Source organism: Nitrospirillum pindoramense (assembly GCF_007827955.1).
GTDB classification, from domain to species: Bacteria; Pseudomonadota; Alphaproteobacteria; order Azospirillales; family Azospirillaceae; genus Nitrospirillum; species Nitrospirillum amazonense_B.
This window is the reverse complement of record NZ_VITR01000012.1, coordinates 189,513-213,642: the sequence shown is the minus strand read 5'-3', so window position 1 is coordinate 213,642 and position 24,130 is coordinate 189,513. Positions and strand designations below refer to the sequence as shown.

The following is a 24,130-nucleotide window of genomic DNA, read 5'->3' as shown; positions in this document are numbered from 1 at the left end:
ACAATTAATACGTATGTATTTTTTGCTCAATGCGCGCATGAGACGCATATCGCTTGGCCGAGCCGCCTGCGACAAAGACGACAGTACCAGCCCCGCCCATACCCCCGGTCCGGGGTGGCTGATATCATGAGTGTCTTTGGTCAACGGTGTGGTCAGCGGACGTGCAGGGCAAGCGGCAGGTACCAGGAGCGGTGGCGGGATGGCGGACATCCGTCCGGGCCATCGGCCTTGCGGGCGCGCTGCTGGCCGCCGCCGGGGCATGGCATCGGCCGGCCCGGGCCCAGTCGGCGGCACCGCCAGCGGCCCCCCGGGAAACCGACGCCCCCATGGAAACCGACGTCAACGGCGTCCGGGTGGACACGGCGCTGGTACAGCCGTTCCAGAAATCCGACCCCCATCATGGACTGAGCCGGCGCCGGGCCGCCGTGGCCGCGGCGGCCAATGGCGATGCCGCCTGCCGCGGGATCGGCGATTTCTACTGGGAGATCGGCGACGGCACCGGTGCCCTCGCCAGCGGCAGCCGGGGCACCCGCTACAGTGCCAACAAGCCCTTGCAGGTGGCGTCGGCCAGCAAGCTGATCTTCGCCGCCTATGTGGTGGAACGGGTCGACGGCCGGCTGACGCCGGCGCAACTGGACGCGTTGGAGATGCGGTCCGGATACGACAACTTCAACCCGTTGGCCTGCTTCGGCGCGCGCACCGTCGCGGCCTGTCTGGACCGGCGCGACAACGGGCTGGTGAACGCGGACCATCAGGGACGGTTCAGCTACAACGGCGGCCACGATCAGCATCTGGCCGCGACCCTGGGCCTGGGCGATCTTGACCGCTATGGCCTGGCGGCGGAGATGCGCCGCGTGCTGGGCCCCGAACTGGCCCTGGATTACGCCGCGCCGCGGGTGGGCGGCGGCCTGAAGGCCAGCCCCGCCGCCTATGCCGCCTTCCTGCGCAAGGTGGTGGCCGGCCGGCTGCGTATCCGCGATCTGCTGGGCAGCCATCCCGTCTGCACCGGGGGGCCAAACTGCACCGCCGTGCAGGCGCCCGAGTTGCCCCAGCCCTGGCATTACAGCCTGAACCATTGGGTGGAGGACGGCCCCGGCGGCGACGGCGCCTTCAGCAGTCCAGGGATGATGGGCTTTTATCCCTGGATCAGCGCCGACCGCGGCACCTATGGCCTGGTCGCCCGCGAGGTGGTTGCGCCCCGGGCCTATCTGGCCAGCATGGCCTGCGGACAGGCCCTGCGCCGCGCCTGGTCATCGGCGGGATGACCCCCTTTCAGAGGGCGGAAACCGCCGCCTACTTCGCGCCGGGGCCGCCCTTCCCCGCCGGCTTGCCCCAATCGGTGGCATCGAAATAGACGCGCACCCGCCGCTTCTGGGCATTTTCCAGGGTGAACTGGTCCAGTTGGCGGCCATTCTCCACCACGCGGTGCTGCTCCACCTGCTTCCAGCCGGGGTAGAGGATGCCCAGAACGGCGTATTCGCGTTTGCTGCCGGCCGCGTCGTCAGTGATTCCGGGCAGCACGATGGGATCGCTGGCCAAGTCGCCTTGTCCCTTGCTGGACGGCAGGTTCAGCTTGGCCTCAATGCTGTTCAGGAACTCCTGGTGGCTGGACATGCAGGGCGCGCAGCCGGCACGGCGGGCGACATTGTACCAATACTGCGCCTCGCCCGCCCCGCCGCCGGGGATGCTGCCATTGTTGTAAAGCTGGCCGTAGATGAGGGCCGCCATGGGCAACCCCGCCTGGGCGGCGGGCTTCACCACCTCCGCCGCCTTCTGCGGATCGCGGCCGGTACCGCGGCCGTAATAATAATAGACCGCCAGCGCCTCGCGCGCCTTCAGGCTGCCCCGCGCCATGGCCTGGTCAAACAGGGCCAGGGCCTGCGCCATGGCCTGGGAGTTCGGACCCTTGCCGTCCTTGTCCTCCATCTGGGCGTCAGCCTGGGCCACCAGGCGCTGGGCGTCCGGCGGGTCGACAGGCGGGGTGATGTGGCCGTCGAGCGGCAGCTCGTACACCGGCCCGCGACCGGCGGCCTGCCCCTGGGCACCGGGCATGATGGTGTCCGGCGCCGGGGTCGCAGGCTGCTGCGCCGTCGGAACCGGGGCGACCGGCTTGGAGGGCGCGGGCTCGTCGTCCCCCTGGAAGAAGGCGCAGCCGGACAGCAGGGACGCGGCCAAGCCGGCGGCGATGACGGGAGCGGAAAGACGACGCACAGGCATGGCACCCCAGGAACGGCCGGACGGGACGGGATCGGCGGCGGAAGGCCACCCGTCACCACTGTAGGCCATGGGCGCGCATCTGCAAACGACCTGAGCTTACACGGCGGGTGGCCCCGAATGCAGGCGCGCGGGTCAGCGCATCAGCGCCAGGATGCCGCCGGCCCCGATCAGCAGGCCGCCGGTCAGACGGTTCAGCTGGCGTGCCGCCTTGGGCGTCTGCAGACGTCCGGCCAGGGCCTGCCCACCGATGGCGTAGGTCAGGATCCAGCCGAACTCGATCACCACCATCAACACGGTCAGCAGCACCAGCTGGGCCGTCAGCGGCAGAGCGGCATCAATGAATTGCGGAAAGAAGGCGGCCATGAAGATCAGCGCCTTGGGGTTGGAGCCGCAGACCAGCAGGCCGCGCAGCAACAGCCGGTGGGCGCTGGCGTCGGCGGGGCGCACCGCCTCCCCCTCCCGCTCGGCGCCGGCTTCGGCCCGCAGCGTGTCCTCCGGCTTGGCCCGCCACGCCTGGACGCCGAGGTACAGCAGATAGGCCACCCCCAGCACCTTCACCACCATGAAGGCGGTGGAGGACGCCTGGAGCAGCGCCGCCATGCCAATGGCGGACAGGCCCGCCATGGCGCCCAACGCCAGGCACATGCCGGCCCCCGCCCAGGCCGCGGCGCGCACCCCGTGACGCAGCCCCACCCCCATGGCGAACAGCATGTTCGGGCCCGGCGTGGCCGAGAGGAAGAAGCAGGTGACGGTGAAGGCCGAAAGGGTCTGCCAGCTCAACATTGCCCGCGCATCCTCGCTGATAAGGTTTGGGCCGGGAGTGTACCCCGGAAGCCGTCCGTTGATGAGGGGGGCCTCACGCAGGGAGCCCATGCCACGGGGCCATGGCGGGATCGGGAAGCAAGCGCAACTCATTATTATTACTTGGAAATTTCAGCAGCCCACCCCACGCGGCGGGTTGACGGGCGCGTGAACATGGCTAGTCTCGGGATCATCCTTCCCGCCGTCCGCGCCCGAGGCCCGCCATGAAAGATTTCTCCGACCTCACCGAACAGGAGGTGCTGGCGTTGGCCGTCTCGCTGGAGGAGGAGGACGCCCGCATCTATGACGAATTCGCCACCGGCCTGCGGGAGAATTTCCCGGAAAGCGCCAAGGTCTTCAACGCCATGGCGGCGGAGGAGAACGGCCACCGGCACCGCCTGATCGAGCTGTACCGCAAGCGCTTCGGCGAGCATATCCCGTTGATCCGGCGCCAGGACGTGCGCGGGTTCGTGCAGCGCAAGCCGGTGTGGCTGACCCGCCCCCTGTCGCTGGAGACGGTGCGCCAGCAGGCCGAACTGATGGAGGCGGAGACCAAGCGTTTCTATACCCGGGCCGCCCGCCGCTCGACCGATGCGGCCATCCGCCAGTTGCTGGGCGACCTGGCGGATGAGGAGCGGCGCCACGAAGCGCGGGCGGAACAGCTGGAATCGCGGCTGGTCACGCCGGAAGTGCGGGAGGAGGAGCACGCGTCGGAACGGCGCCTGTTCGTGTTGCAGGTGGTGCAACCCGGGCTGGCCGGGTTGATGGACGGTTCCGTATCCACCCTCGCCCCCCTGTTCGCCGCCGCCTTCGCCACCCATGACACCTGGCAGACCTTCCTGGTGGGCATCGCATCCGCCGTAGGGGCGGGCATCAGCATGGGCTTTGCCGAGGCCCTGTCCGACGATGGCAGCCTGACCGGCCGGGGCAGCCCCTGGCTGCGCGGCCTGGTCTGCGGCTTGATGACCACCGTGGGCGGCCTGGGCCACGCCCTGCCCTATCTCGTTCCCCATTTCTGGACGGCCACGGCCATCGCCGCCGCGGTGGTGGCGGCGGAGCTGGGCGTCATCGCCTGGATCCGCAACCGCTACATGGACACGACCTTCCTGGCGGCCGCCTTCCAAGTGATCATCGGGGGCCTGTTGGTGTTCGCCACCGGGATCCTCATCGGCAGCGCTTAGGTCATTTCCCCGAACGTCAGAAAACCCTAAGCCGCCGCGATGGGTACGGGATAATCCCGGGCCAGGGCGGCCCAGGAGGCCGGGGCCAGGCCGACGATGGCGGCCATGAGCTGGCGCGCCTGCTCCGCATCGCCGTCGACGCAGGCTTGTTCCAGCGATTCCGCCAGGCGCTGCAGGCGGCGCAAGCCCAGATTGCCGACCGTGGAGATCAGGCTGTGCGCCTCGCGCCGCGCCTCGGCCATGTTGCCGACGGCGACCAGGCTGGCGGTACGGGCGATCCGGGCCTGACCGAAGCTCACGAACTCGCGCACCATGTCTACGGTGCCCTCGCGGCCCGCCAAGTCCACCAGCTTGGCCAAGGGCTCGCCGTCGAACAACGGCTGGTCGCCCATGGGATAGCCGTCGCCGGGAAGGGAAGACGGCGGGGACGCCCCCGCCGGGCCACTGTCGGCTGGCTGGGCCGCCGCCTGACCGCCCCCGGTCCACCGCGCGACCAGGTCCAGGAAGCGGTTTTGATCGAAAGGCTTGGAGACATAGTCATCCATGCCCGCGGCCAGGTATTCCTCGCGCATGCCCACCATGGCGTTGGCCGTCATGGCGATGACCGGAACACGGCGGCCGGGGGGTTCGCCCGCGCGGATGCGGCGCGTGGCCTCCAGCCCATCCAGGCCCGCCATCTGGATGTCCATCAGCACCAGATCGACCGGCGGATCGCCCAGCGCGATGGTGGCCCCGGCGGCGCCATCGCTGGCCAGCAGGACGGTGTACCCTTCCGTCCGCAGCATCATTTCGGTGATACGGGCGTTGATGCTGTTGTCCTCCACCACCAGCACGCGGCGGCCGGCGCCCCGCTTGGGGGCGGCGGGGGAGCCGGAGTCGGGGGCCGGGTCCGCCGCCTGGACGGGCAAGCGGGGCATGGTCAGGTCGATGACGAAGGTGCTGCCCTGCCCGGGCGCGCTGTGCAGGGTGATCGTGCCGCCCATGAGGGTGACCAGTTCCCGGCAAATGGACAGGCCCAGGCCGCTGCCGCCATAGCGTTGGGCAATGCCGTCGTCGCCCTGGACGAAACGGTTGAACAGCCGCGCCTGCTGGTCGGCGGTCATGCCGATGCCGGTGTCGCGCACGGTCAGCACCACATGAGCGTCTCGCGCCGAGGCATCCCGCGCGCGGGCATCTGGCGGGGGTGCGGCGACGCCCGCCCTGGACACGTCCTCCACCACCTCGGCCATCACTTGGACCTCACCCCGGTCGGTGAACTTGACGGCATTGCCCAGCAGGTTCAGCAGCACCTGCCGCAGGCGACGCGCATCCCCCCGGAAGGGGGCGGCCGCCTCGGGCGCGATGCGGGTGGTGAGCGCCAGGCCCTTGGCCCGCGCCTGGCCTTCCATCAGGCGGGCCGCCTCCGTCACCACGGCGGCGAGCTGGAACTCTGTCTCCACCAATTCCACGCGGCCGGCCTCCAGTTTCGACAAATCCAGGAGATCATCCACCAGTAGCAGAAGTGTTTGCGCACTGTCACGAATGATGGCGGCCAGGTCGCGCTGCAAGGGCGCCAACGGCTCCGCCGCCAGCAACTGGATGGCCCCGATGATGCCATTCAACGGCGTGCGGATCTCATGGCTCGTGGCGGTGAGGAAGGCGGATTTGGCGACATTGGCATCCTCCGCCACGCGGCGGGCCTGTTCCAATTCCGCCGCCGCCGCCGTGAGGGTATCCCGGGCGGCGCGCAACTCCTCCTCCTGCCGTACGCGGCGGGTGATGTCCCGAGCCGCGGAGATCAGCAAGGGCGCGCCGTCATCACCCCGAGTGTGGGAGATCAGGGCCTCAAGCCATATCCACCGGCCGTCCTTGTGGCGCAGGCGGAAACGGGCGGAAACGCCATCGGCCGCATTCCCCACCAGCTCGCCGCCCGCGCCCCCGACCATGCGATCCGGCTGCTGGGCCGCCGCCGACAGCGCCTCCAGTGTGGCGTCGACGGCATCGTCGTCCGGGTGGCGGAGGTCCGAAAGGGGCAGGCGCGTGAATTCGGCCACGCTGTAGCCCAGGATACGCTCCACCGACGGGGAAACGTACAGGCGCGTGCCATCGGGACGGGTCAGCAGGATGATGTCGCTGGCGCGATCGGCCAGCAGGCGGAACCGGGCCTCGCTCTCCTCCCGCGCGACACGCGCCTCCACCAGGGCGGTGATGTCCCGGCCTACGCCGCGCCAGCCACGGATGGTACCGTCCACGTCGTACAGGGGGCGCCCCGACAGAACGATGTGATAGCGCCGGCCGCTGGGGTGGTCGACGATGTAGCGCAGGTCGCGAAACTCGCGGCCGTCGGCACCACTGGCCAGGGCGGCGGCCGTCTCCGGCGTAGGGGTCAGCCCCGCGACCGGCGTTTCGCCCACCATGCGCTGCGGGTCCAGTCCGATGGCCCGCACCCCGGGAGAGACGTAGGTGAGACGCCGGGCGGGGTCCGCCTCCCAATACCAATCGGTGGAAACATCGATCAGGTCGCGGAAGCGCACTTCACGCTCCGCCAGGTCGGCGGCGCCTTGTTCCAGATTGTGGGCCATGGTGTTGATGGCGCGGGCCAGCACGGCGAACTCCGCATCGGCCGGCCGCACGGGCGCGCGGACGCCGCGTTCGCCCCGGCCGATGCGGTCAACCACCCGCGTCAGCGTGCCGAGCCTGCTCATGACCGACGTTTCGACGCCGACGATGCCGAACAGCAGGGCGATGGCGGCCACCGCCGCCAACCCCATCATGCTGCGCCAGAAATCATCATCCGCCTCGCCCACCGCCTCGTCCCGGGGCAGGCTGACAAGGACGCGGGCGTTGAGGCCTTGCAGGGCGCCGAAGCCGATGATGCGGGGCACCCCATCCAGCCCGGCGGACAACAGCGTGCCCGAGGGCTGGGCGAACAACTGGGACACCAGGCCCGCCTCCAAGGTCTCCCCCGGCAGGTCCGCGCCTGTCTTGTCATCCAGAACGGTCGAGCCCTCCACCGGAGGGGACCCCGGCACACGGGCCGGCGCGGGAAAGCGCACCAGAATCTCGCCCCGGGCATCGACGATGGCGAATACGCCGTTGGGCATGTCCGCCGCCATGGCGGCCAGGCGGCCGGCCCAGTTCAGCCGCATGCTGGCCCGCGCGACGGCCGTGACGTGGCCGTCCGGTCCCAGGATGGGACGCGCCATGGCCAGGATAGGCGCCCGGGAGGAGCGCCCTATCATATAGTCGCTGAGGGTGGCGCGGCCGGTACGTACCGCCTCTTGGAAATAGGGCCGGTCCCCAACGTTCAGCAGGGCCGCCGGGGCATTGGTGGACGCGCAGATGGTGGTGCCGTCCGGCCGGGAGAGAAAAACGTTGGCGATCCAGGGCTCGGCCGCCTTCAACCGCGCCAGATCGTCGGCGCAGTCGCCCGCGGACACATCCAGTTCCTGCAGGGCCACGGTTTCCACCAGATGGCCCAGCTGTTCCACCAGGACGCGATGCTCTTCCTCGGCCACCTGGGTCAAGATGCGGAGATGGGCGCGGGCGGCGGTGACGGCGGCGTGGCGGCGGGATTGCCCCTCGACCACCATCAGCGCCGCCATGGCACCGATGACGGCCACCAGAAGCAACAGCAGCCTGCTGCGCAATCCCGGTAGACGCATCACCCTTCACCGTCCGCGCGTCGCATGCGCCGTGCCCCCGACTGCACCCCGGCCAGCCCCGGAAGGAAACCGGCCCTGTGATCATATTAGGGCCGGCCGCCCGAGGCGCCAAGGGCAGGTGGTTCGGAAAGGCCAACGATTGGGTGGTAGGAATGCGACGCGGTGGGAACGCTGCTCCGGAGACGCCCTGATTCGTCCAATTTCCTGATCAACGGGTCAAGATTTCATCATTCTGCAACACTTCCCCCGCCACAGCGACACAGCGCGGGTGCGCCATATATTAACCAATTGAATTACATGGAAAATATTTCCGTTTCTGCGGGAAAAAGCTGCGCTGCACTTTGTCGCGGATGACCTTCGATATGTGCTTTGACGGCCACACCAGGGGGCAAATCAGCGCGTTTTGGCACGCCGCGGACAAGAAGGCCGGGCCTCTGTAATGGTGTTGTAATACGAAGGAGTGAATAAAGCGCCCGACACGGCCACACCCTGGCTGAACGAGCGGGTGCGGACGGGTGCATGGCTGACCGAACGACGAACGATCCAAATTCTGGGGGCAATCGATGAAGAAGCTTACTCGCGGGATGGCGCCGGCGCGCCGTTATACTTCTTTCCTGAAGCTGGGCACCGGCCTGGTCGCGCTGGCTACCGCCGCCGCCTGGACCGCCCCGGCTCTGGCGCAGTCCACCGCCTCTGAAATGGATGAGGTCGTCATCACCGGCGCGCGCAAGCAGCCCAACATCGGTGGCCTGATTCAAGCCGAGACCGCGCCCAAGTCCAAGTCGACCGTGACCCAGGAATACCTGGCCACGCAGACCGCCGGCCAGAGCGTGCTGGCCAGCCTGAACCTGCTGCCGGGCGTCAACTTCACCAACAACGACGCCTATGGCTCCTCCGGCGGCAACATCCGCATCCGCGGCTTCGACGGCAACCGCGTCTCGCTGACCTTCGACGGCATCCCGCTGAACGACACCGGCAACTACGCCATCTATTCCAACCAGGTCATCGATGAAGAGCTGGTGAACCGCGCCACGGTCAACATCGGCACCACCGACGTCGACAGCCCCACCGCCTCGGCCACCGGCGGCACCATCAACGTCCAGACCCGCAAGCCGCTGGATGAGCTGGGCGTCGAAGGCAAGCTGAGCTTCGGCAGCAACGACTACAAGCGCATCTTCACCGTCCTGGACACCGGCGACTTCGGCCCCGGCAACCGCACCTCTGCCTTCCTGGCCGCGTCCTACCAGGACTACAACAAGTTCAAGGGCCCCGGCGAGCTGCAGAAGAAGCAGTTCAACACCCGCATCTACGAAGACCTGGGTGGTGGCGACTTCATCTCCGTCGCGGCGCACTACAACGAGAACCGCAACAACTCGTACCAGACGAACAGCCGCGCGACGTTCGCCTCGAACTACTTCGCCGACTACAACAACACCTGGGTGCCGCAGACGGCCGTCGCCGGCAAGGCCGACACCCCGTCCAGCCTGGACAGCAACTACTACGGTGTGCGCGTCAACCCGTCCAACACGGGCAACGTCCGCGGCCAGTCGCGCTTCCACCTGGCCGACGACGTCATGCTGACGGTCGACCCGTACTTCCAGTACACGCTGGCCAACGGCGGCGGCACCACCTCGATCAAGGAAACCGATCCCCGTCTGATCGGCGCCAGCAAGACCGCCAAAGGCGTGGACCTGAACGGCGACGGCGACCTGAACGACACCGTGCTGCTGTACGCCCCCAGCAACACCAACACCTTCCGCACCGGCGTCACCTCGTCCCTGATCTGGGACATCGATGACAACAACCGCCTGCGCGTCGGCTACACCCTGGACTACGGCCGTCACCGCCAGACCGGCGACTTCAGCTACATCGGCGCCGACGGCACCCCGCTGGACGTGTTCGGCGGCAAGTATTCCGGCCAAGTCTACGCCGCCGACGGCTCGCAGCTGGAAGCCCGCAACCGCTACTCCATCGCCGAGCTGAACCAGGCTTCGCTGGAATATGTGTACAAGGCCTTCGACCAGAAGCTGACCGTGGTGCCGGCCCTGCGCCTGCCCTACTTCCATCGTGAGCTGAACCAGTACTGCTACACCTACACCGGCACCTCCACCAACGTGGCGTCGCTGAGCAGCAACCAGTACTGCACCACCAACCCGACCATCAGCCAGACCAACCTGTATCGGGCGCCGTTCACCGGCACGAAGGACTTCAGCGACCCGCTGCCCAGCCTGGGCGTCGTGTACCAGGTCACGCCGGAACATCAGGTCTACTTCCAGTTCTCGGAAGGCTTCTCCGCCCCGCGTACGGACAACCTGTATGGCGTGAAGACCGACCAGCCGGGCATCGTCGATCCGGAGAAGACTTATAACTTCGAACTGGGCGAGCGCTTCCAGACCAACTGGCTGATGACCTCGGTCAGCGGCTGGTACACCCGCTACATCAACCGCATCGTGTCCGCCCTGGACCCGAACGACGCCAACAACACCATCGACCGCAGCCTGGGCCGCGTCGATCTGTACGGCGCCTCGATCGAAGCGGGCTTCACCGTCACCGACCAGGTCACGTTCTACACCTCCGGCAGCTACACGCACTCCGAGGTCAAGAACAACCTGGCCGGCCCGAACGGCACCACCTTCCTGACCTCCGGCAAGCAGCTGGTGGACACGCCGGAATGGATGGCCGCCGGCCGCGTCGAGTACAAGCCGCTGGACATCCTGTCGGCCTCGATCGAAGGCAAGTACACCGGCACCCGCGCCGCCACCGACGTGAACGACGAATGGACCACCCCGTTCTTCGTCGCCAACTTCGAGGCCCGCCTGGACCTGCCGGACACCGCCGGCTTCAAGGGCACCTACCTGCAGTTCAACGTGAACAACCTGTTCGACCGCCGCTACCTGAACACGATCTCGTCCTCCACGACGGTCGCCACGGTGGCGGGCAAGACCAGCCTGCCCTTCTACCAGGTTGGCGCCCCGCGCACGTTCATGGGCACCATCCACACGTCGTTCTAATAAACCGGGTTCCAATAAACCGGGTTCTGATAAGCCGGCGGTCTTCGGGCCGCCGGTCCCAGACGGGGGGCGGTCTTCGGGCCGCCCTTTTTTTGTGCCTACGGCCGCGACCGAATGGCCATGCCGGGCCTCATGCGCGCGTCCGGGCGCCCTCTCTTTGTGCAACTCGGTTCGCTGCCCACTGATTCGGCAGACGGGCCGCCGGGCGCCGACGGGGTCGGCGCAGGAGTGCATTTTTCCGCTGTTACGGTTTGATTTTGCATTTGCAACAGATGTGTGTCGGACAACTCATTCTGCCCGGCGGTTATTTTTGTCCAATTTCAACATTTTTGGCGCAAGTTTATCGCTTAAGTGTAACCAAAAAGCTACAGACATGCACGGAATCGGGCAATCGTCCCCTTGGATCGTTGACGCACTGCTAACGTGATCGGAAAACTTCCCCCAAGCCAAACAGAACGCTGGGCAGAGGCGAACTGGGGAGCTGCCGCCTGAGGCCGGACAACACGCCCGGGCGGCGCCGAACGGGGAACAACCAATCCGAAGTGGAGATGGACTACATGAAGGGATTTGAGAGCAGGATCCGTCAGTCGCTGCTGACGGGCGCCGCCATTGGCGTTTGCGCCCTCACGATGTCGACGACGGCGTTCGCCGCGGCGGACGATCTGCAGGAAATCGTCATCACCGGTTCGCGTATTAAGACGGACTCGTCCGTTGGCATCAGCCCGGTGACCACTGTCGACAACCAGGAAATCAAGCTGCAGGGCGCCACCCGCATCGAAGACGTGCTGAACAACCTGCCGCAGGTGTTCGCCAGCCAGGGTGGCACGATCTCCAACGGGTCGACCGGCACCGCGACGGCCAACCTGCGCGGCCTGGGCGCGTCCCGTACCCTGGTGCTGATCGACGGTCACCGCATGCCGGCCGGTTCGCCCCTGAACTCCGCCGCCGACTTGAACGAAATTCCCGCCGCCCTGGTGAAGCGCGTTGACGTGCTGAGCGGCGGTGCCTCGGCCGTGTACGGTGCCGACGCCGTGTCCGGCGTCGTCAACTTCATCATGGACGACAATTTCGAGGGTGCTAAGGCCGAGGTCGGCTACAGCTTCTACCAGCACAACAACGACGCCACGAAGTACCAGAACGCCGTTAAGGCGCGTAACTTCGCGTTGCCGGACAACGACGTCACCGATGGCTTCACCCGCACCTATTCCGGTGTGCTGGGCGTGAACAGCACGGACGGCAAGGGCAACATCACCGTCTATGCCGAATACCTGAAGACCCAGCCCCTGCTGCAGGGCCAGCGCGACTACAGCGCCTGCGCCATCTCCGTCAGTGCCAAGGGCGCCTACAGCTGCGGCGGTTCGGGCACCACGGCCCCGGCCCAGATCATCGACAACATCAACACCAACCCGAACGACAGCGGCGATTACGTCGTCAGCGGCAACGGGCTGAAGGACTACACCTCCGCCTCGGCGTTCAACTACGCGCCGTACAACTACTACCAGCGTCCGGATCAGCGTTACTCCGCTGGCTTCTTCGGTCATTACGACTTCAACGAACATGTCCAGGTTTACACCCAGTTCATGTTCCACGATGACCACACGCTGGCCCAGATCGCCCCGTCGGGTGTTTTCGGTCAGCAGTTCAGCATCGGCTGTAACAGCCCCCTGCTGTCGGCCAGCCAGGTCCAGACGCTCTGCACCGACAACGGCCTGGCCGCGACCGACAGTGCCAACGTCAGCATCCTGCGCCGCAACGTCGAAGGCGGCGGCCGTATGGACGACCTGCGCCACACCTCCTACCGCGAGCTGGTCGGCCTGAAGGGCGACCTGTGGGACGGCTGGAGCTATGACGCGTCCGCCCAGCGCAGCACCGTCATCCTGTCGGAAACCTACAAGAACGACTTCTCGCTGGCCCGCACGGCCGAGGCGCTGAACGTCACCACCAACAGCTCCGGCCAGATGGTGTGCGCCAACGCCACCGCCGTGGCCGCCGGTTGCGCCCCCTACACCATCTTCAACGCCAGCACGCCCATCTCCCAGGCGGCGCTGAACTACCTGCAGACCCCCGGCTTCAAGGAAGGTTCCACCGTCCAGGACGTCGTGAACCTGTCCATCAACGGTGACCTGGGCCGCTATGGCCTGCAGAGCCCGCTGGCCAACCGCGGCGTCGCCATCGCGTTCGGTACCGAATACCGCCGCGAAGAACTGACGCTGAAGGTCGACCAGGAATTCGACACCGGCGACTTGGCCGGTCAGGGTGGCCCGACGCACGGTGTGGCCGGCGCCTATGATGTCCGCGAAGCCTTCATGGAAGTGAAGATCCCGGTCATCCAGGACAAGCCGTTCATCAAGGAATTCAACATCGAGGGTGGCTACCGCTACTCCGACTACAGCACCTCGGGCAAGACCGACACCTACAAGGTGGGCGGTGATTGGGCGCCGACCTCGGACATCCGCTTCCGTGCCGGCTTCAACCATGCCGTTCGCGCCCCGAACGTGGTTGAACTGTTCACCCCGTCGGGCGTCGCGCTGGGCCTGTCCGACGATCCGTGCGCCGGCGCTTCGCCGACCTACAGCGCCGCCCAGTGCGCCCGCACCGGCGTGAGCGCCGCGCAGTACGGCCGCATCACGGTCAACGGCGCCGGCCAGTACAACGACCTGGAAGGCGGCAACACCGCCCTGCAGCCCGAGGCGGCGGACACGCTGACCGTGGGTACGGTCATCACCCCGACTTTCCTGCCGGACCTGACCTTCTCGGCCGATTACTACAACATCAACATCGACGGCACGATCAACGGCATCGGCGCCGACCTGATCCTGAACAACTGCGCCAAGGGCATCAACACCAGCTACTTCTGTCCGCTGGTTCACCGCGACCCGACCACCGGTTCGCTGTGGCTGGGCACGAACGGCTATGTTGTGAACACCAACCAGAACACCGGTCGCCTGGAGCAGTCGGGCATCGACTTCAACGCCAACTACCGTGTGGATCTGGCCGATGTGGGCCTGGACAAGGTGGGCGCGCTGAACTTCAACCTGTCCGGCACCTACCTGATCGACTTCGTCACCCAGGCCCTGCCGGGCTCGGACGGCTACGATTGCGCCGGCCTGTACGGCGCCAACTGCGGCGTGCCGGCCCCGGTGTGGCGTCACAAGGTCCGTGCGACCTGGGATACCCCGTGGGATGCCCAGGTGTCGGTGGCCTGGCGTCACCTGTCCAGTGTTGATTGGGAACGCGTCAGCAGCAACGCCACGCTGCACGGCACCACCATCCCCAACCTGTCGCACATCGACAGCTACGATTACTTCGACTTCTCCGGTTCCTATCAGGTCAGCGATTGGCTGACGCTGAGCGGCGGCGTGAACAACGTCTTCGACAAGGACCCGCCCCTGGCCACCACGCAGGTGTCGAGCAGCGCGTACATCAACGGCAACACCTACTCTCAGGTGTATGACGCTCTGGGCCGCTACTTCTTCTTCCGCGCTTCCGCCAAGTTCTAATCGAACCCAGGCGTAGCGTTCAGTACAGAGACGGCGGGTCCCTCGGGGCCCGCCGTTTTCTTTTCACCTCAAGCGTTTGGCACAACGGGGACCGACAGCCACCCCTATTCCGCCCGGTATAAAGCCATGGCACACTGACGCCACGGATCACGCCCCCCGCGCCCTGACCCTTGGGCCCCACCCCTGGAATCCCGGATCATGCCGTTCAAGAACATGCCGCTCATGAAGGCCGCCGCCGCGCTGTCGCTGGCCGTGGCCGTGGCGCCCGCCGCCCCCCGGATGGCCATGGCCGCCGACACGCTGGCCACCTGCCGGGCCATCGGCGACGCCACCCAGCGCCTGGCCTGTTACGACGCCCTGGCGGCCGCCGCGGCCACCGCGCCGGCGACACCGGTCGCCTCCGCCGCCCCAGCGAATGCCCCGGCGGCCGCCCCGCCCGTTCCGGAAGATCCGGTGGCCCGGTTCGGCAAGGAGAAGCTGCCCCGGACGGAGGAGCAGCGGGCCCAGGACGACGCCGAACAGCAGGAGGAGATGCATTCCACCGTGGCGAAGTCCGTCGCCCTGTCCTATCGCCTGTTCGCCGTGACGCTGGAGAACGGACAAACCTGGGTCAGCAAGGAAGCCCTGACCTTCGACCCCAAGCCGGGTGACGAGGTGCGGGTGATGCACGGCCTGCTGGGCAGCTACTCCATGGTGGTGGGCCGCAGCCGGGTGGTGAAGGCCACGCGGATCAACTGACACGCCGGCGTCCCGACAGGAACAGACCAGCGAGGGCGGCCCCGGCCATGGGGACCGCCCTTTTTCATGGCGCGCCCCCAGTTCGACTCGGACCGAACGCCGCACCAGCGGCGACACGTCCTCTGTTCTCCGATGGCGGACAGCCACCGACCGGCATACCACCCGCGCAGGGGGCGGGGCCCCCGATATGCGCAAGATGGCACCCCAGCTTACCCATAACGCCAAAACCTGACCGTATGGTCAGAAAACCATTGCCGCAACCCCTGGCTGCGCCGATGCTGTCAGCGGCCGGTCACGCCGTACAGGCGGAGCGGTTCCCATAAAAAAAGGGCGGAATCCATCGGGCCTGCTTTCGTCAAATCCAATCACGAAAGACGGGGACAACAATGTCGAACAGGGCAGTTCATTCAAAGGGCACTTCTGGAACAAAGACCGGCCGAAAGCTGAAATGCCTGCTGACGGGCGGCGCCGCGCTGGCCATGGCCGCCAGCGCCCAGGCACAGACCGCGACAAACGCGGACGAGACGACCTTTCAGGAAATCGTGGTCACGGCGCGCAAGCGAACGGAAAGCCTCATCGAGACGCCGGCCGCCATTTCCGCCTTCACCGCCGAGGATTTGCAGCAGCGGAACATGGAAAACCTGGCGGACGTCGGCAAATACGTCCCCAACCTGGAAATCAACCGCTTCGGCGTCGGCAACCCGGCCCATGCCGCCATTTTCATCCGCGGCATCGGCCTGCAGGACCATATCATCACCACCGACCCGGGCGTGGGCGTCTATGTCGACGGTGTTTATCTGGGCCGGCAGATGGGGGCAAACCTCACCCTCGCCAATATCGAGCGGGTGGAGGTGCTGCGCGGCCCCCAAGGCACACTCTACGGCAAGAACACCATCGGCGGCGCCGTCAACGTCATCACCGCACAGCCCGGCGATGAACAGGTGACGAAGGCGGATCTGAAGGTGGGAAGCCGCGCCCGGGTGGCGGCCGACGTCTACACCAACACCAGGATCACCGACAAGCTGGCGGTCTCCTTCACCGCCGCCGTGAACCGCCGCGACGGCATCGGCCGGGCCCTGAAGGTGAACGCGCCAGAGGATGTGGGTGAGATCAACGAGGTGTCGGGCCGTGCCGCCGCGAAGCTGCAGGCGTCGGAGACCTTCTCCCTGCTGCTGACGCTGGATGCCATGAACGGCATCTATGGCAAGACGCCCACCACCATGGAGGTGAACAACCCCAACGCTTTCTTCACAGGCACGCTGGGCCTCAGCGAACGCCTGCTGCCCGCCAACCCGGACGACAGCAATTCCAACCACCCGGAACTGTTCAAGCAGACCATCCGCAACCGGGGCGCCTCACTGACCGCCAACTGGGAGCTGAACGACAACCTGACGGCCAAGGTGCTGGGCGGCTTCCGTTATACCCATTACACGGGCGGCCTGGATGACGACCAGACCTACCTTGATCTGGAATCGTACCCGGAACGCGGCTTCGCCCGGCAATATTCGGTGGAGCCGCAGTTGAACGGCGAGTACGGCAAGCTGGACTTCGTGGTCGGCGCCTACGCCAGCGACGAACAGGGCAACACCAATTCCGGCCCCACCGTCTACATCAGCCCCAGCGGCTATTTCGACATCAAGCAGACGACCAGCAGTTACGCGGTGTACGCCCATGCCGGCTATATGATCCTGGACGACCTGAAGCTGTCGGCCGGGGCCCGCTATTCCGACGACCACAAGAACGCCAGCGCCCAGTTCGACAGCTGGACCGACCCCTCGCGGGTTTACCGCAGCCAGTCATGGAGCGCCACCACCTGGGACGTGTCGGCGACCTACGACATCCGTAAATCCTTAAGCGCCTACGCCACCATTTCGCGCGGCTACCAAAGCGGCGGGTTTCCGCCCCGGCCGTTCAACGGGCCCAGCTACTTCACCGCCTTCAACCCCACCTTCGCCACCAATTACGAGACGGGCATCAAGGGCGTCTTCTTCGACCTGCTGCAGATGAACGTCTCGGGCTTCTATACCGAATATACCGACCTGCCCCTGGAGGTGTCGCAACCATCGGCCACGGGCTTCAACACCCGCATCGAAAGCGCCGGCCAGTCGGAGGCCAAGGGCGTCGAGGTGGAGGGGACCCTGAAGCTGAGCAAGGCTTTCGATATCCAGACCTCCGTCGGCTTCATCGATGCCCGCATTACAGCGGTACCGGGAGACGCCACCGCCATCAAGGTGGGCTTCACCCCGGCCTTGACGCCGCAATGGACCCTGTCGGTGGCGCCACAATACCACCTGTTCCTGGACAGCGGCACCATCGACGCCCGCATCGACTATTCCTACCGCGGCAAGGAATACGGGCAGGCGGCCAATGACGCCTATAATCTAATCAAGTCCCGCAGCCTGGTTGGCTTCAACATCGCCTATACGCCGGCCCAGGGAAGCTGGACGGCCGCCGTGTATGGCGAGAACATCTTCAACAAGCGCTATGACGTGGGCCGGCTGGACGACGCCTTCGCCGGCTTCACCGAAATCATCCGCAACAATGATCGCAGCGAGTTCGGCGTGAAGGCGTCTTATACTTTCTGACCCATCCGCCAAATCGGCAGGGCGATACCAAAGGGCCCCCCTGGCGCTCAGCCGGGGGGGCCCCGCCTGTCCCCCGCGTCAATGTACCCCCGTGGTGTCGGCCACCCGTGTCGGCTTGGGCGCCAACCAGATCACCAGGGCCGAGAGGGCGAAGGCGACGGCCACCCCCAGGAAAATCTGGTTCGTCGCCAGCATGACCCCCTGGCCCTGGACCAGGCTGTCCAACTGGTGGATGGACAGGCCGTCGCCGATCAGGCCGGGCCGCAGCAGGTCCACCAGTTCGGCCCGGTTGCGGGTGGCGCCATCCTCCCACAGCGTATTGACGAGGGAGGTAGCGAAGGCGCCGGACAGGGTGCGCAGGAAGTTCATGAGGCCCGCCGCCGACGCGGTCTCCTCCACATTCACGCTGGCCAGCGCCAGGCCGGTCAAGGGCACGAAGAAGAAGGGCATGCCCAGCCCCTGCATCAGCAGCGGCAGGGAAATCTGCCCATAGGTCATGTCGGGGGTCGAGCCGCTGCGGTACAGGGTGACGCCCGCCAGCCACATGAGCCCGAAGAAAACCAGGGGCCGGGGATCGACCTTGGCCGACATGTTGGCCACCATGGGGGCCGCCATGACCGCCAGCACCCCGGTGGCCGCCGTGGCATAGCCCGCCCAGGTGGCGGTGTAGCCCATATTGCTTTGCAGCCACAGCGGCGTCAGGACGGTGGCCCCGAAAAAGGCGCCGAAGCCCAAGCTGATGGTCAGCACCGCCATGGCGAAGCCGCGATGGCGGAAGACCTTCAGCTCCACCACCGGATGCGCCTCCGTCAGTTCCCAGATGAGGAAGGCGGCCAGGCCAATGACGGCGACGATGGCCAAAGCCACGATGGTGGAAGAGGAGAACCAGTCCAGGTCCTTGCCCTCGTCCAGCATGATCTGCAAGGCGCCCACCCAGACGATCAGCAGGATCAGGCCCATGAGGTCGAAGCGGGGACGGACCGTCGCCGTCTCGAAACTTTTCAGCAAGCCCCAGCAGGCAACCGCGCAGATGAGGGCGATGGGCACGTTGATGTAGAAGATGAAGGGCCAGCCCCAGTTATCGCACAGGGTGCCGCCCAGGATGGGCCCCAGGATGGGCGCCACCAGGGTGGTCATGGCCCAGATGCCCATGGCGGCGGGCGCCTTCTCCTTGGGGAACACCCGCAGCAGCAGGGTCTGCGACAGGGGCATCAGCGGCCCGCCGGCCAAGCCCTGCAACACCCGGAATAGCACCAGCATGCCCAGCGACTGGGCGAAACCGCAGAGGGCGGAGCAGATGCCGAAGCCCAGCATGGCGGTGACGAAGGTGCGCACGGTGCCGAAGCGCCCCGCCAGCCAGCCGGTCAGCGGCACGGTCACCGCCTCCGCCACGGAATAGGAGGTGATGACGAAGGTGCCCTGGCTGGAGGACACGGCCAGGCCGCCGGCGATGTTGGGCACCGACACGTTGGCGATGGTGGTGTCCAGCACCACCAGGAAGTTGGCGGCGGCCAACAGCAGCGCCGCCACCGCCAGCTGCCCGCCGACCAGGGTCTTGGGCGCATCGGCCCCGGGAACAGCGCTGCTCATGGCAATGCCCCTCAGTGCGTCTTGGGGACGGCGGCCGACGGGGTGTCGGCGCCGGCCGTATCGATGGTCACGTTCATGGACAGGCCGACGCGCAGGGGGTGCACGGCCAGTTCATTGGGATCCAGCGTGATACGCACCGGCACGCGCTGCACCACTTTGATCCAGTTGCCGGTGGCGTTCTGCGCCGGGATGACGGCGAAGGCGGAGCCGGTGCCGCCGGCCAAACCGGCCACCTGGCCATGGAAAGTGACATCGCCGCCGTAGAGGTCGGCCGTCAGTTCCACCGGCTGGCCGGGGCGCACATGGGCCAACTGCACTTCCTTGAAATTGGCGTCGACATAAGCCTGCCCCACGGGCACCACGCTCATCAGCACGCTGTCGGCCTTGATGCGCTGGCCCACCTGCACCTGGCGGCGGGCGACGACGCCGTCGAAGGGCGCACGCACCACGGTGCGGCCCAGGTCCACCTGGGCCTGGTCCACCTTGGCGCGGGCGGCCATGACCTCGGGATTGGTGGCCACGTCGCTGTCGGCGATCAGCACCGTGTTGACCTTTTGCGAGCCCTGGGCGGCGGCGCGGTTGGCCGCGGCCTGCGCCCGGGTGGCCTTGGCCACGGCCAGGTTGGCCGTGGCGGTGGCGAAGGCGTTCTGAGCGCTGGTCAGCTCATCACCCGACACCGCGCCGGAGGCGGCCAGCGCCTTGCGCCGTTCCAGGTCAATCCGGGCCTTGTCGAAATCGGCCTGGGCGGAGGTCAGTTGCGCCTCGGCCCGGACGCTGTCGGCGTCGCGCGCCGCCACCTGGGCCGCCAACGCGCCCTCGTTGGCGAAATACCCCCGGACCCGGCGTTCCGCCTGGCCCAGTTGCGCCTGCGCCTGGGCCAGGGCGATGCGGGTGTCGGTGTCGTCGATGACCACCAGCACGTCGCCCTTCTTCACCGCCTGGGTATCCACCACCGGCACGGCCCGGACGGTGCCGTCGACGGACGACGTGACCTCGGCCGCGTCGGCGTTGACATAGGCGTTGTCGGTGGAGACATAGCGGCCGCCCATCACCAGGCGGTAACCGCCATACCCCAGTCCCGCCAGCAGGACAACGGCACCCAAGCCGGCGAACAGCCGGGTTCGCGTCGACGGGCCTTTCGGCGCCGGCGCCAGGACATGGACGGAGGAGGGTTCGGTCGCCCCGGCGACGGGGGAGCGGGAGGGTGTGGACATGGAAACGATCCTTGGGAACGGGCGGGCAGGTCAGCGGGCGGCGATGGTTTGGGCAGCCGGGGTTTGGGCAGCCGGGGTTTGGGCAGCCGGGGTGGCGGACTGGTAGCCGCCGCCCAGCGCGCGGACGAGGGACACGTCCAGCGTGAAGGCGCGGGCCTGCAAATCCGCCAGGGCGCGTCGGTCGGTGATCAGCGTGTCCTCGGCCGTCAGCACATCGAGGTAGGTGGACAGCTTGCCTTCGTACCGGGCGGTGGCGATGCGGTACGCGTCGGCCGCGGCGGTCAGCGCGTCGCGGGCATGGCTCAGGCGTTCCTCCAGCGCGCGGGTGCTGGCGGCGGCATCGGCCACGTCCTGCAGCGCCTTGGCGACGGTGTTGTCATAGTCGGCGACGGCGGCGTCATAATCCGCCCGCGCGCCCCGGTACTGGGCGGCCAGTGAGCCGCCATCGAACAGGGGAAGGCTGATGGCGGGGCCGACGCTGCCGATGGTGGCGCCGGACTTGGTCAAGGCGTTCAGGCCCAGGGTCTGGAACCCGAAATACGCGGACAGATTCACGTTGGGATAGAAAGATGCCTTGGCCACGTCGATCCGCTTGGCCTCCGCCTCCACCTTGAGCCGGGCGGCGACCACGTCGGGGCGGCGGCCCAGGAGGTCGGCGGCCAGCGTCGCCGGCAGGCCGAACGCCTTGAGACGGGCCTGGGAGGGCGGCTGGATGGCAAGGCCCCGGTCGGGCCCCGCCCCGATCAGCGCGGCCAGCCGGTTGCGGGTCAGGGCGATGGCCTCATCCTCCGCCGCCAGATCCCCCCGGGCGGCGGCCTCGCGCGCCTCGGCCTGACGCACGGCACCCAGGGTTTCCAGGCCGTTGTCCCGGCGCTGGCGGGTCAGGTTGGCGCTGCGCGCCCGCACGTCCACCGCCTCCGCGGCGGCGTCACGGTCGGCCACCTGCTGCGCCAGGTCGGCGTAGGCCGCGGCGATGCTGGCCGACAGGGTCAGGCGGGCCTGCGCCAGTTCCGCCCGCGCCTCCTCGGCCTCGGACGTGGCGGCGGCCAGGCTGGCCCGGTTCTTCCCCCAGAAGTCGAAATCGTAGCTGAGGTCCAGGGTGCCGCGCGGCACCTCATGATAGCCCTTGGGCACGAAGGCGGGCGGGAACAGGTAGCGATAGCTTTGCTTGTCTTCCGTCACCTGGGCGTTGGCCGTGAGGTGCGGCAGCAGGGCCGAGTCGGCCTGGTCGGCCAATGACTCCGCCTTGCGCAGCCGCGCCGCCGCGGCCGCCAAGTCCGGCGCCCCGGCCAAACCTTCGTCGATCAAGGCATTCAGTTGGGGATCGCCATAGGCCGTCCACCACCGGTCCTGCGGCCACTGGACGGTGGCTTCGGACGCGGGGGTGGCGAAGCTGGCCTGGGTGGCGAAGCTGGCGGCATCGCGCGGCACCGGCGCGGGCCCGACATCGGGCACCCAGGCGCAGGCGGCCGGCACCAGCAGGGCGGTGGACACCAACAGCCGGGCGCCCAGCCGCCGCAGCGGACGGAAGGAAGAAAAGGCAGGGGCGGACATGGACAACCTTATCGGCATAAATGAACCGTACGGTACGGTTTATACTTGCACCCGCAGCCCGTCAAGTCATAAATGTACCGTACGGTTTAGTTATGGACGATTGCGTCTTGCCGCCCACGCGTCGCCCAGGCATGGTCGCCGCCAATGACCGGAGCCACGGGCCGCAAGAACCGGCAGAGCCTTGAGGAAACGCGCATTATGAAGGTGAAGACCGAAGCCCGCCGCCAGGCCATCCTGGATGCGGCCAGCGCCCTGTTTCAGGAGGTGGGCTTCGCCGCCGCCTCCATGTCGGGCTTGGCGGCGCGCGTGGGGGGATCGAAGGCTACGCTGTACAGTTACTTCCCCTCAAAGGAGGAACTGTTCGTCGCGGTCATGGCCCACGCCGCCGGCGAGATGAAGCAAGGCTCGTTCGGGGCGCTGAATCCCGACCGCGACCCCCGAGACGTGCTGGGCCGATTCGGCCGCATCTATTTGCGCTTCATCCTGTCACCCTGGGCGATATCCACCCGCCGCATCGCGGTGGCGGAGGCGGCACGGTCCAACGTGGGACGCTTGCTGTACGAGAATGGCCCCAAGGTGGGCTGGTCACAGTTCGCCACCTACCTGACCGCCCTGATGGAACGGGGACGGTTGCGCCCTACCGATGCCAGCCTGGCCGCGGCCCATTTCCGCGGCCTGCTGGAGGCCGAGCATGTGGAGCCGTTCCTGCTGGGCGCCAAGGAGGCGCCGGAGGACGCGGCCATCGACGCGGCGGCCGACGCGGCCGTGGACGTGTTCCTGCGGGCCTACGCCCCCGAGGCGGGGGCCCGCTAGGAGTTACCGCCCTACAGGCTGGAGAACCCGCCCGCCGACTGGACGGATGGCGTCAGTGGCGCGGCGCCGAAGCCCCCGGCGGACGCCGGCTGCTGAGTCTGGAAGTCGTCCATCGCCGCCATGACATGGGCGATGAAGTCACGCTCCGCTGCGGAAAGGCGCGGGCTCCAGATATCGAAGATCATGACCACGCGCACCTGATCGCTATCGTTCCAGGCTTCATGCTCAATGGTGTCGTCGAAAGCCCAGCCCACGCCCACCTTCCATTCGCGGGTCTGGTTGCCCACGCGGAAGCCGCAGCCGGGCGGCACCACCAGCGGCAGATGCACCACCAGCCGGGTGTTGGCCACGCCCGTGTGCGGCGGGATGCGGGTGCGGGGCTTCAGCACCGAGAACATGGCCGCCGGGGACCGGCGAATCATGCGCGGTTGCGGCATCTGCTCCAGCACCGCCATGGTCTTGGGACAGCGGTCGGCGTTGCCCGGCACCGGCAGGCCATGCTGCAGCAGGTGAAAGGCGCTCCACCGGGGTGAGCGGTTCAATTCCGCCCATTGGTCCAGCGGCAGGCCGTCGCGGTAGTCGATATAGGGCACGAAAGCGTCGGCCAGCGCCTCTTCCGCCAGCACCGCCGCCAACTCCGCCTGGATGTCGGCGGTCGCGGCCTCCAGCGTGGGTAGCCAGGGGCATTCCTCGCGATCGTAGAACTCGATCGCGGGCAGGTCGGGATAGTGATAGTGCGTCGGCTGCTGGGTATAGACCTTGCGCCGGCCCAGCACCTGGTCAACGAAGAAGGCCATGCGGCGGGCGTCGGCGCTGCCGCCCCGCGCGGCCCCCTGGTCCACCACCGGCTGCAGGAAATCGGCCATGTCCTGGACATGGGCGGCGTGGGCCTTGCGCGCCTGGTCCAAGGCCCGCTGAGTCGGCGGGTCCAGGTTCTGTTGCGCCTCACCCATGGCGACCGCCACGCCATAGGCCTCACCCGCCGCGCGCTTGCGGCCCAGCGCCTGCAACAACGACGCCCGCATCAGCAGGGCCATGAACTGGCGCGGTTCCAGCGTCAGCACATGATCCACCGCCGCCAGCGCGTCCCCATGCCGGCCCATGGCGCGGCGGGCCGCCGCCAGGTTTAGCCACAGCGGCAGTTCCCGGGGGTGTTGGCGCAGCGCCTCCTCCAGGATGGCGTGCGCCTCCGCGTAATTGCCTGATTTCATGGCCGCCATGGCGGCCGCATTCGACCGCTGGGCTTGGACATCAGGCTGCATCGTTACTCCCCGTTATCAGC

14 protein-coding genes are annotated in these 24,130 nt (G+C 67.3%); 7 read left to right on the top strand and 7 right to left on the bottom strand.

Annotation, left to right across the window (positions count from 1 at the left end; genetic code table 11):
* Positions 1-161 precede the first annotated feature (161 nt).
* The gene (locus FBZ90_RS19960; protein WP_186455945.1) at positions 162-1,265 is read left to right on the top strand and encodes a hypothetical protein; all 1,104 of its coding nucleotides are present in this window, start codon (positions 162-164) and stop codon (positions 1,263-1,265) included.
* Positions 1,266-1,293: 28 nt separating this feature from the next.
* Here the strand turns inward: FBZ90_RS19960 and FBZ90_RS19955 are convergent, their stop codons facing one another.
* A complete protein-coding gene (locus tag FBZ90_RS19955; protein WP_145734737.1) occupies positions 1,294-2,217 on the bottom strand; it encodes a tetratricopeptide repeat protein in 924 nt (307 codons plus the stop codon).
* Between the two features lie 132 nt (positions 2,218-2,349).
* A complete protein-coding gene (locus tag FBZ90_RS19950; protein WP_246130565.1) occupies positions 2,350-3,000 on the bottom strand; it encodes a LysE family translocator in 651 nt (216 codons plus the stop codon).
* Positions 3,001-3,242: 242 nt separating this feature from the next.
* Here FBZ90_RS19950 and mbfA point away from each other — a divergent pair, with 242 nt between their 5' ends.
* Entirely contained in the window at positions 3,243-4,199 is a 957-nt protein-coding gene (gene mbfA, locus FBZ90_RS19945) for an iron exporter MbfA (protein WP_145734736.1), read from the top strand.
* A gap of 26 nt (positions 4,200-4,225) precedes the next feature.
* Here the strand turns inward: mbfA and FBZ90_RS19940 are convergent, their stop codons facing one another.
* On the bottom strand, positions 4,226-7,843 hold the full coding sequence (locus tag FBZ90_RS19940; RefSeq protein ID WP_145734735.1) for a PAS domain S-box protein: 3,618 nt from the start codon (positions 7,841-7,843) through the stop codon (positions 4,226-4,228).
* Between the two features lie 563 nt (positions 7,844-8,406).
* Between FBZ90_RS19940 and FBZ90_RS19935 the strand changes: the two genes are divergently transcribed.
* The 4 genes from FBZ90_RS19935 (at position 8,407) to FBZ90_RS19920 (ending at position 17,677) form a co-directional block, all read left to right on the top strand.
* Positions 8,407-10,854, top strand: coding sequence for a TonB-dependent receptor (locus FBZ90_RS19935; RefSeq protein WP_211102201.1), 2,448 nt, complete (start codon positions 8,407-8,409; stop codon positions 10,852-10,854).
* Positions 10,855-11,411: 557 nt separating this feature from the next.
* Positions 11,412-14,354 (top strand): TonB-dependent receptor domain-containing protein, encoded by a 2,943-nt coding sequence (locus FBZ90_RS19930; RefSeq protein WP_246130563.1) that lies wholly within the window; start codon positions 11,412-11,414, stop codon positions 14,352-14,354.
* A 198-nt stretch (positions 14,355-14,552) separates the two neighbouring features.
* Positions 14,553-15,092, top strand: a complete 540-nt coding sequence (locus FBZ90_RS19925; protein WP_145734733.1) for a hypothetical protein — start codon at positions 14,553-14,555, stop codon at positions 15,090-15,092.
* 386 nt (positions 15,093-15,478) lie between these two features.
* Positions 15,479-17,677, top strand: a complete 2,199-nt coding sequence (locus FBZ90_RS19920) for a TonB-dependent receptor (protein ID WP_145734732.1) — start codon at positions 15,479-15,481, stop codon at positions 17,675-17,677.
* 78 nt (positions 17,678-17,755) lie between these two features.
* On the opposite strand, the gene FBZ90_RS19915 is transcribed toward FBZ90_RS19920, so the two are convergent.
* From FBZ90_RS19915 to FBZ90_RS19905, 3 genes are read right to left on the bottom strand one after another with little or no spacing between them, the layout of a single operon-like run.
* Complete coding sequence (locus FBZ90_RS19915; protein WP_145734731.1) at positions 17,756-19,267, bottom strand: DHA2 family efflux MFS transporter permease subunit; 1,512 nt, start codon at positions 19,265-19,267, stop codon at positions 17,756-17,758.
* 11 nt (positions 19,268-19,278) lie between these two features.
* Positions 19,279-20,481: an HlyD family secretion protein gene (locus FBZ90_RS19910; RefSeq protein ID WP_145734730.1), complete on the bottom strand. Its 1,203-nt coding sequence runs from the start codon at positions 20,479-20,481 to the stop codon at positions 19,279-19,281.
* A 30-nt stretch (positions 20,482-20,511) separates the two neighbouring features.
* Positions 20,512-22,035, bottom strand: a complete 1,524-nt coding sequence (locus FBZ90_RS19905; RefSeq protein WP_145734729.1) for an efflux transporter outer membrane subunit — start codon at positions 22,033-22,035, stop codon at positions 20,512-20,514.
* A 198-nt stretch (positions 22,036-22,233) separates the two neighbouring features.
* On the opposite strand from FBZ90_RS19905, the gene FBZ90_RS19900 reads away from it, so the two are divergent.
* Complete coding sequence (locus tag FBZ90_RS19900) at positions 22,234-22,848, top strand: TetR/AcrR family transcriptional regulator (protein ID WP_186455944.1); 615 nt, start codon at positions 22,234-22,236, stop codon at positions 22,846-22,848.
* An 11-nt stretch (positions 22,849-22,859) separates the two neighbouring features.
* Here FBZ90_RS19900 and FBZ90_RS19895 read toward each other — a convergent pair whose 3' ends face one another.
* Positions 22,860-24,110 (bottom strand): aspartyl/asparaginyl beta-hydroxylase domain-containing protein, encoded by a 1,251-nt coding sequence (locus FBZ90_RS19895; RefSeq protein ID WP_145734727.1) that lies wholly within the window; start codon positions 24,108-24,110, stop codon positions 22,860-22,862.
* Positions 24,111-24,130 lie beyond the last annotated feature (20 nt).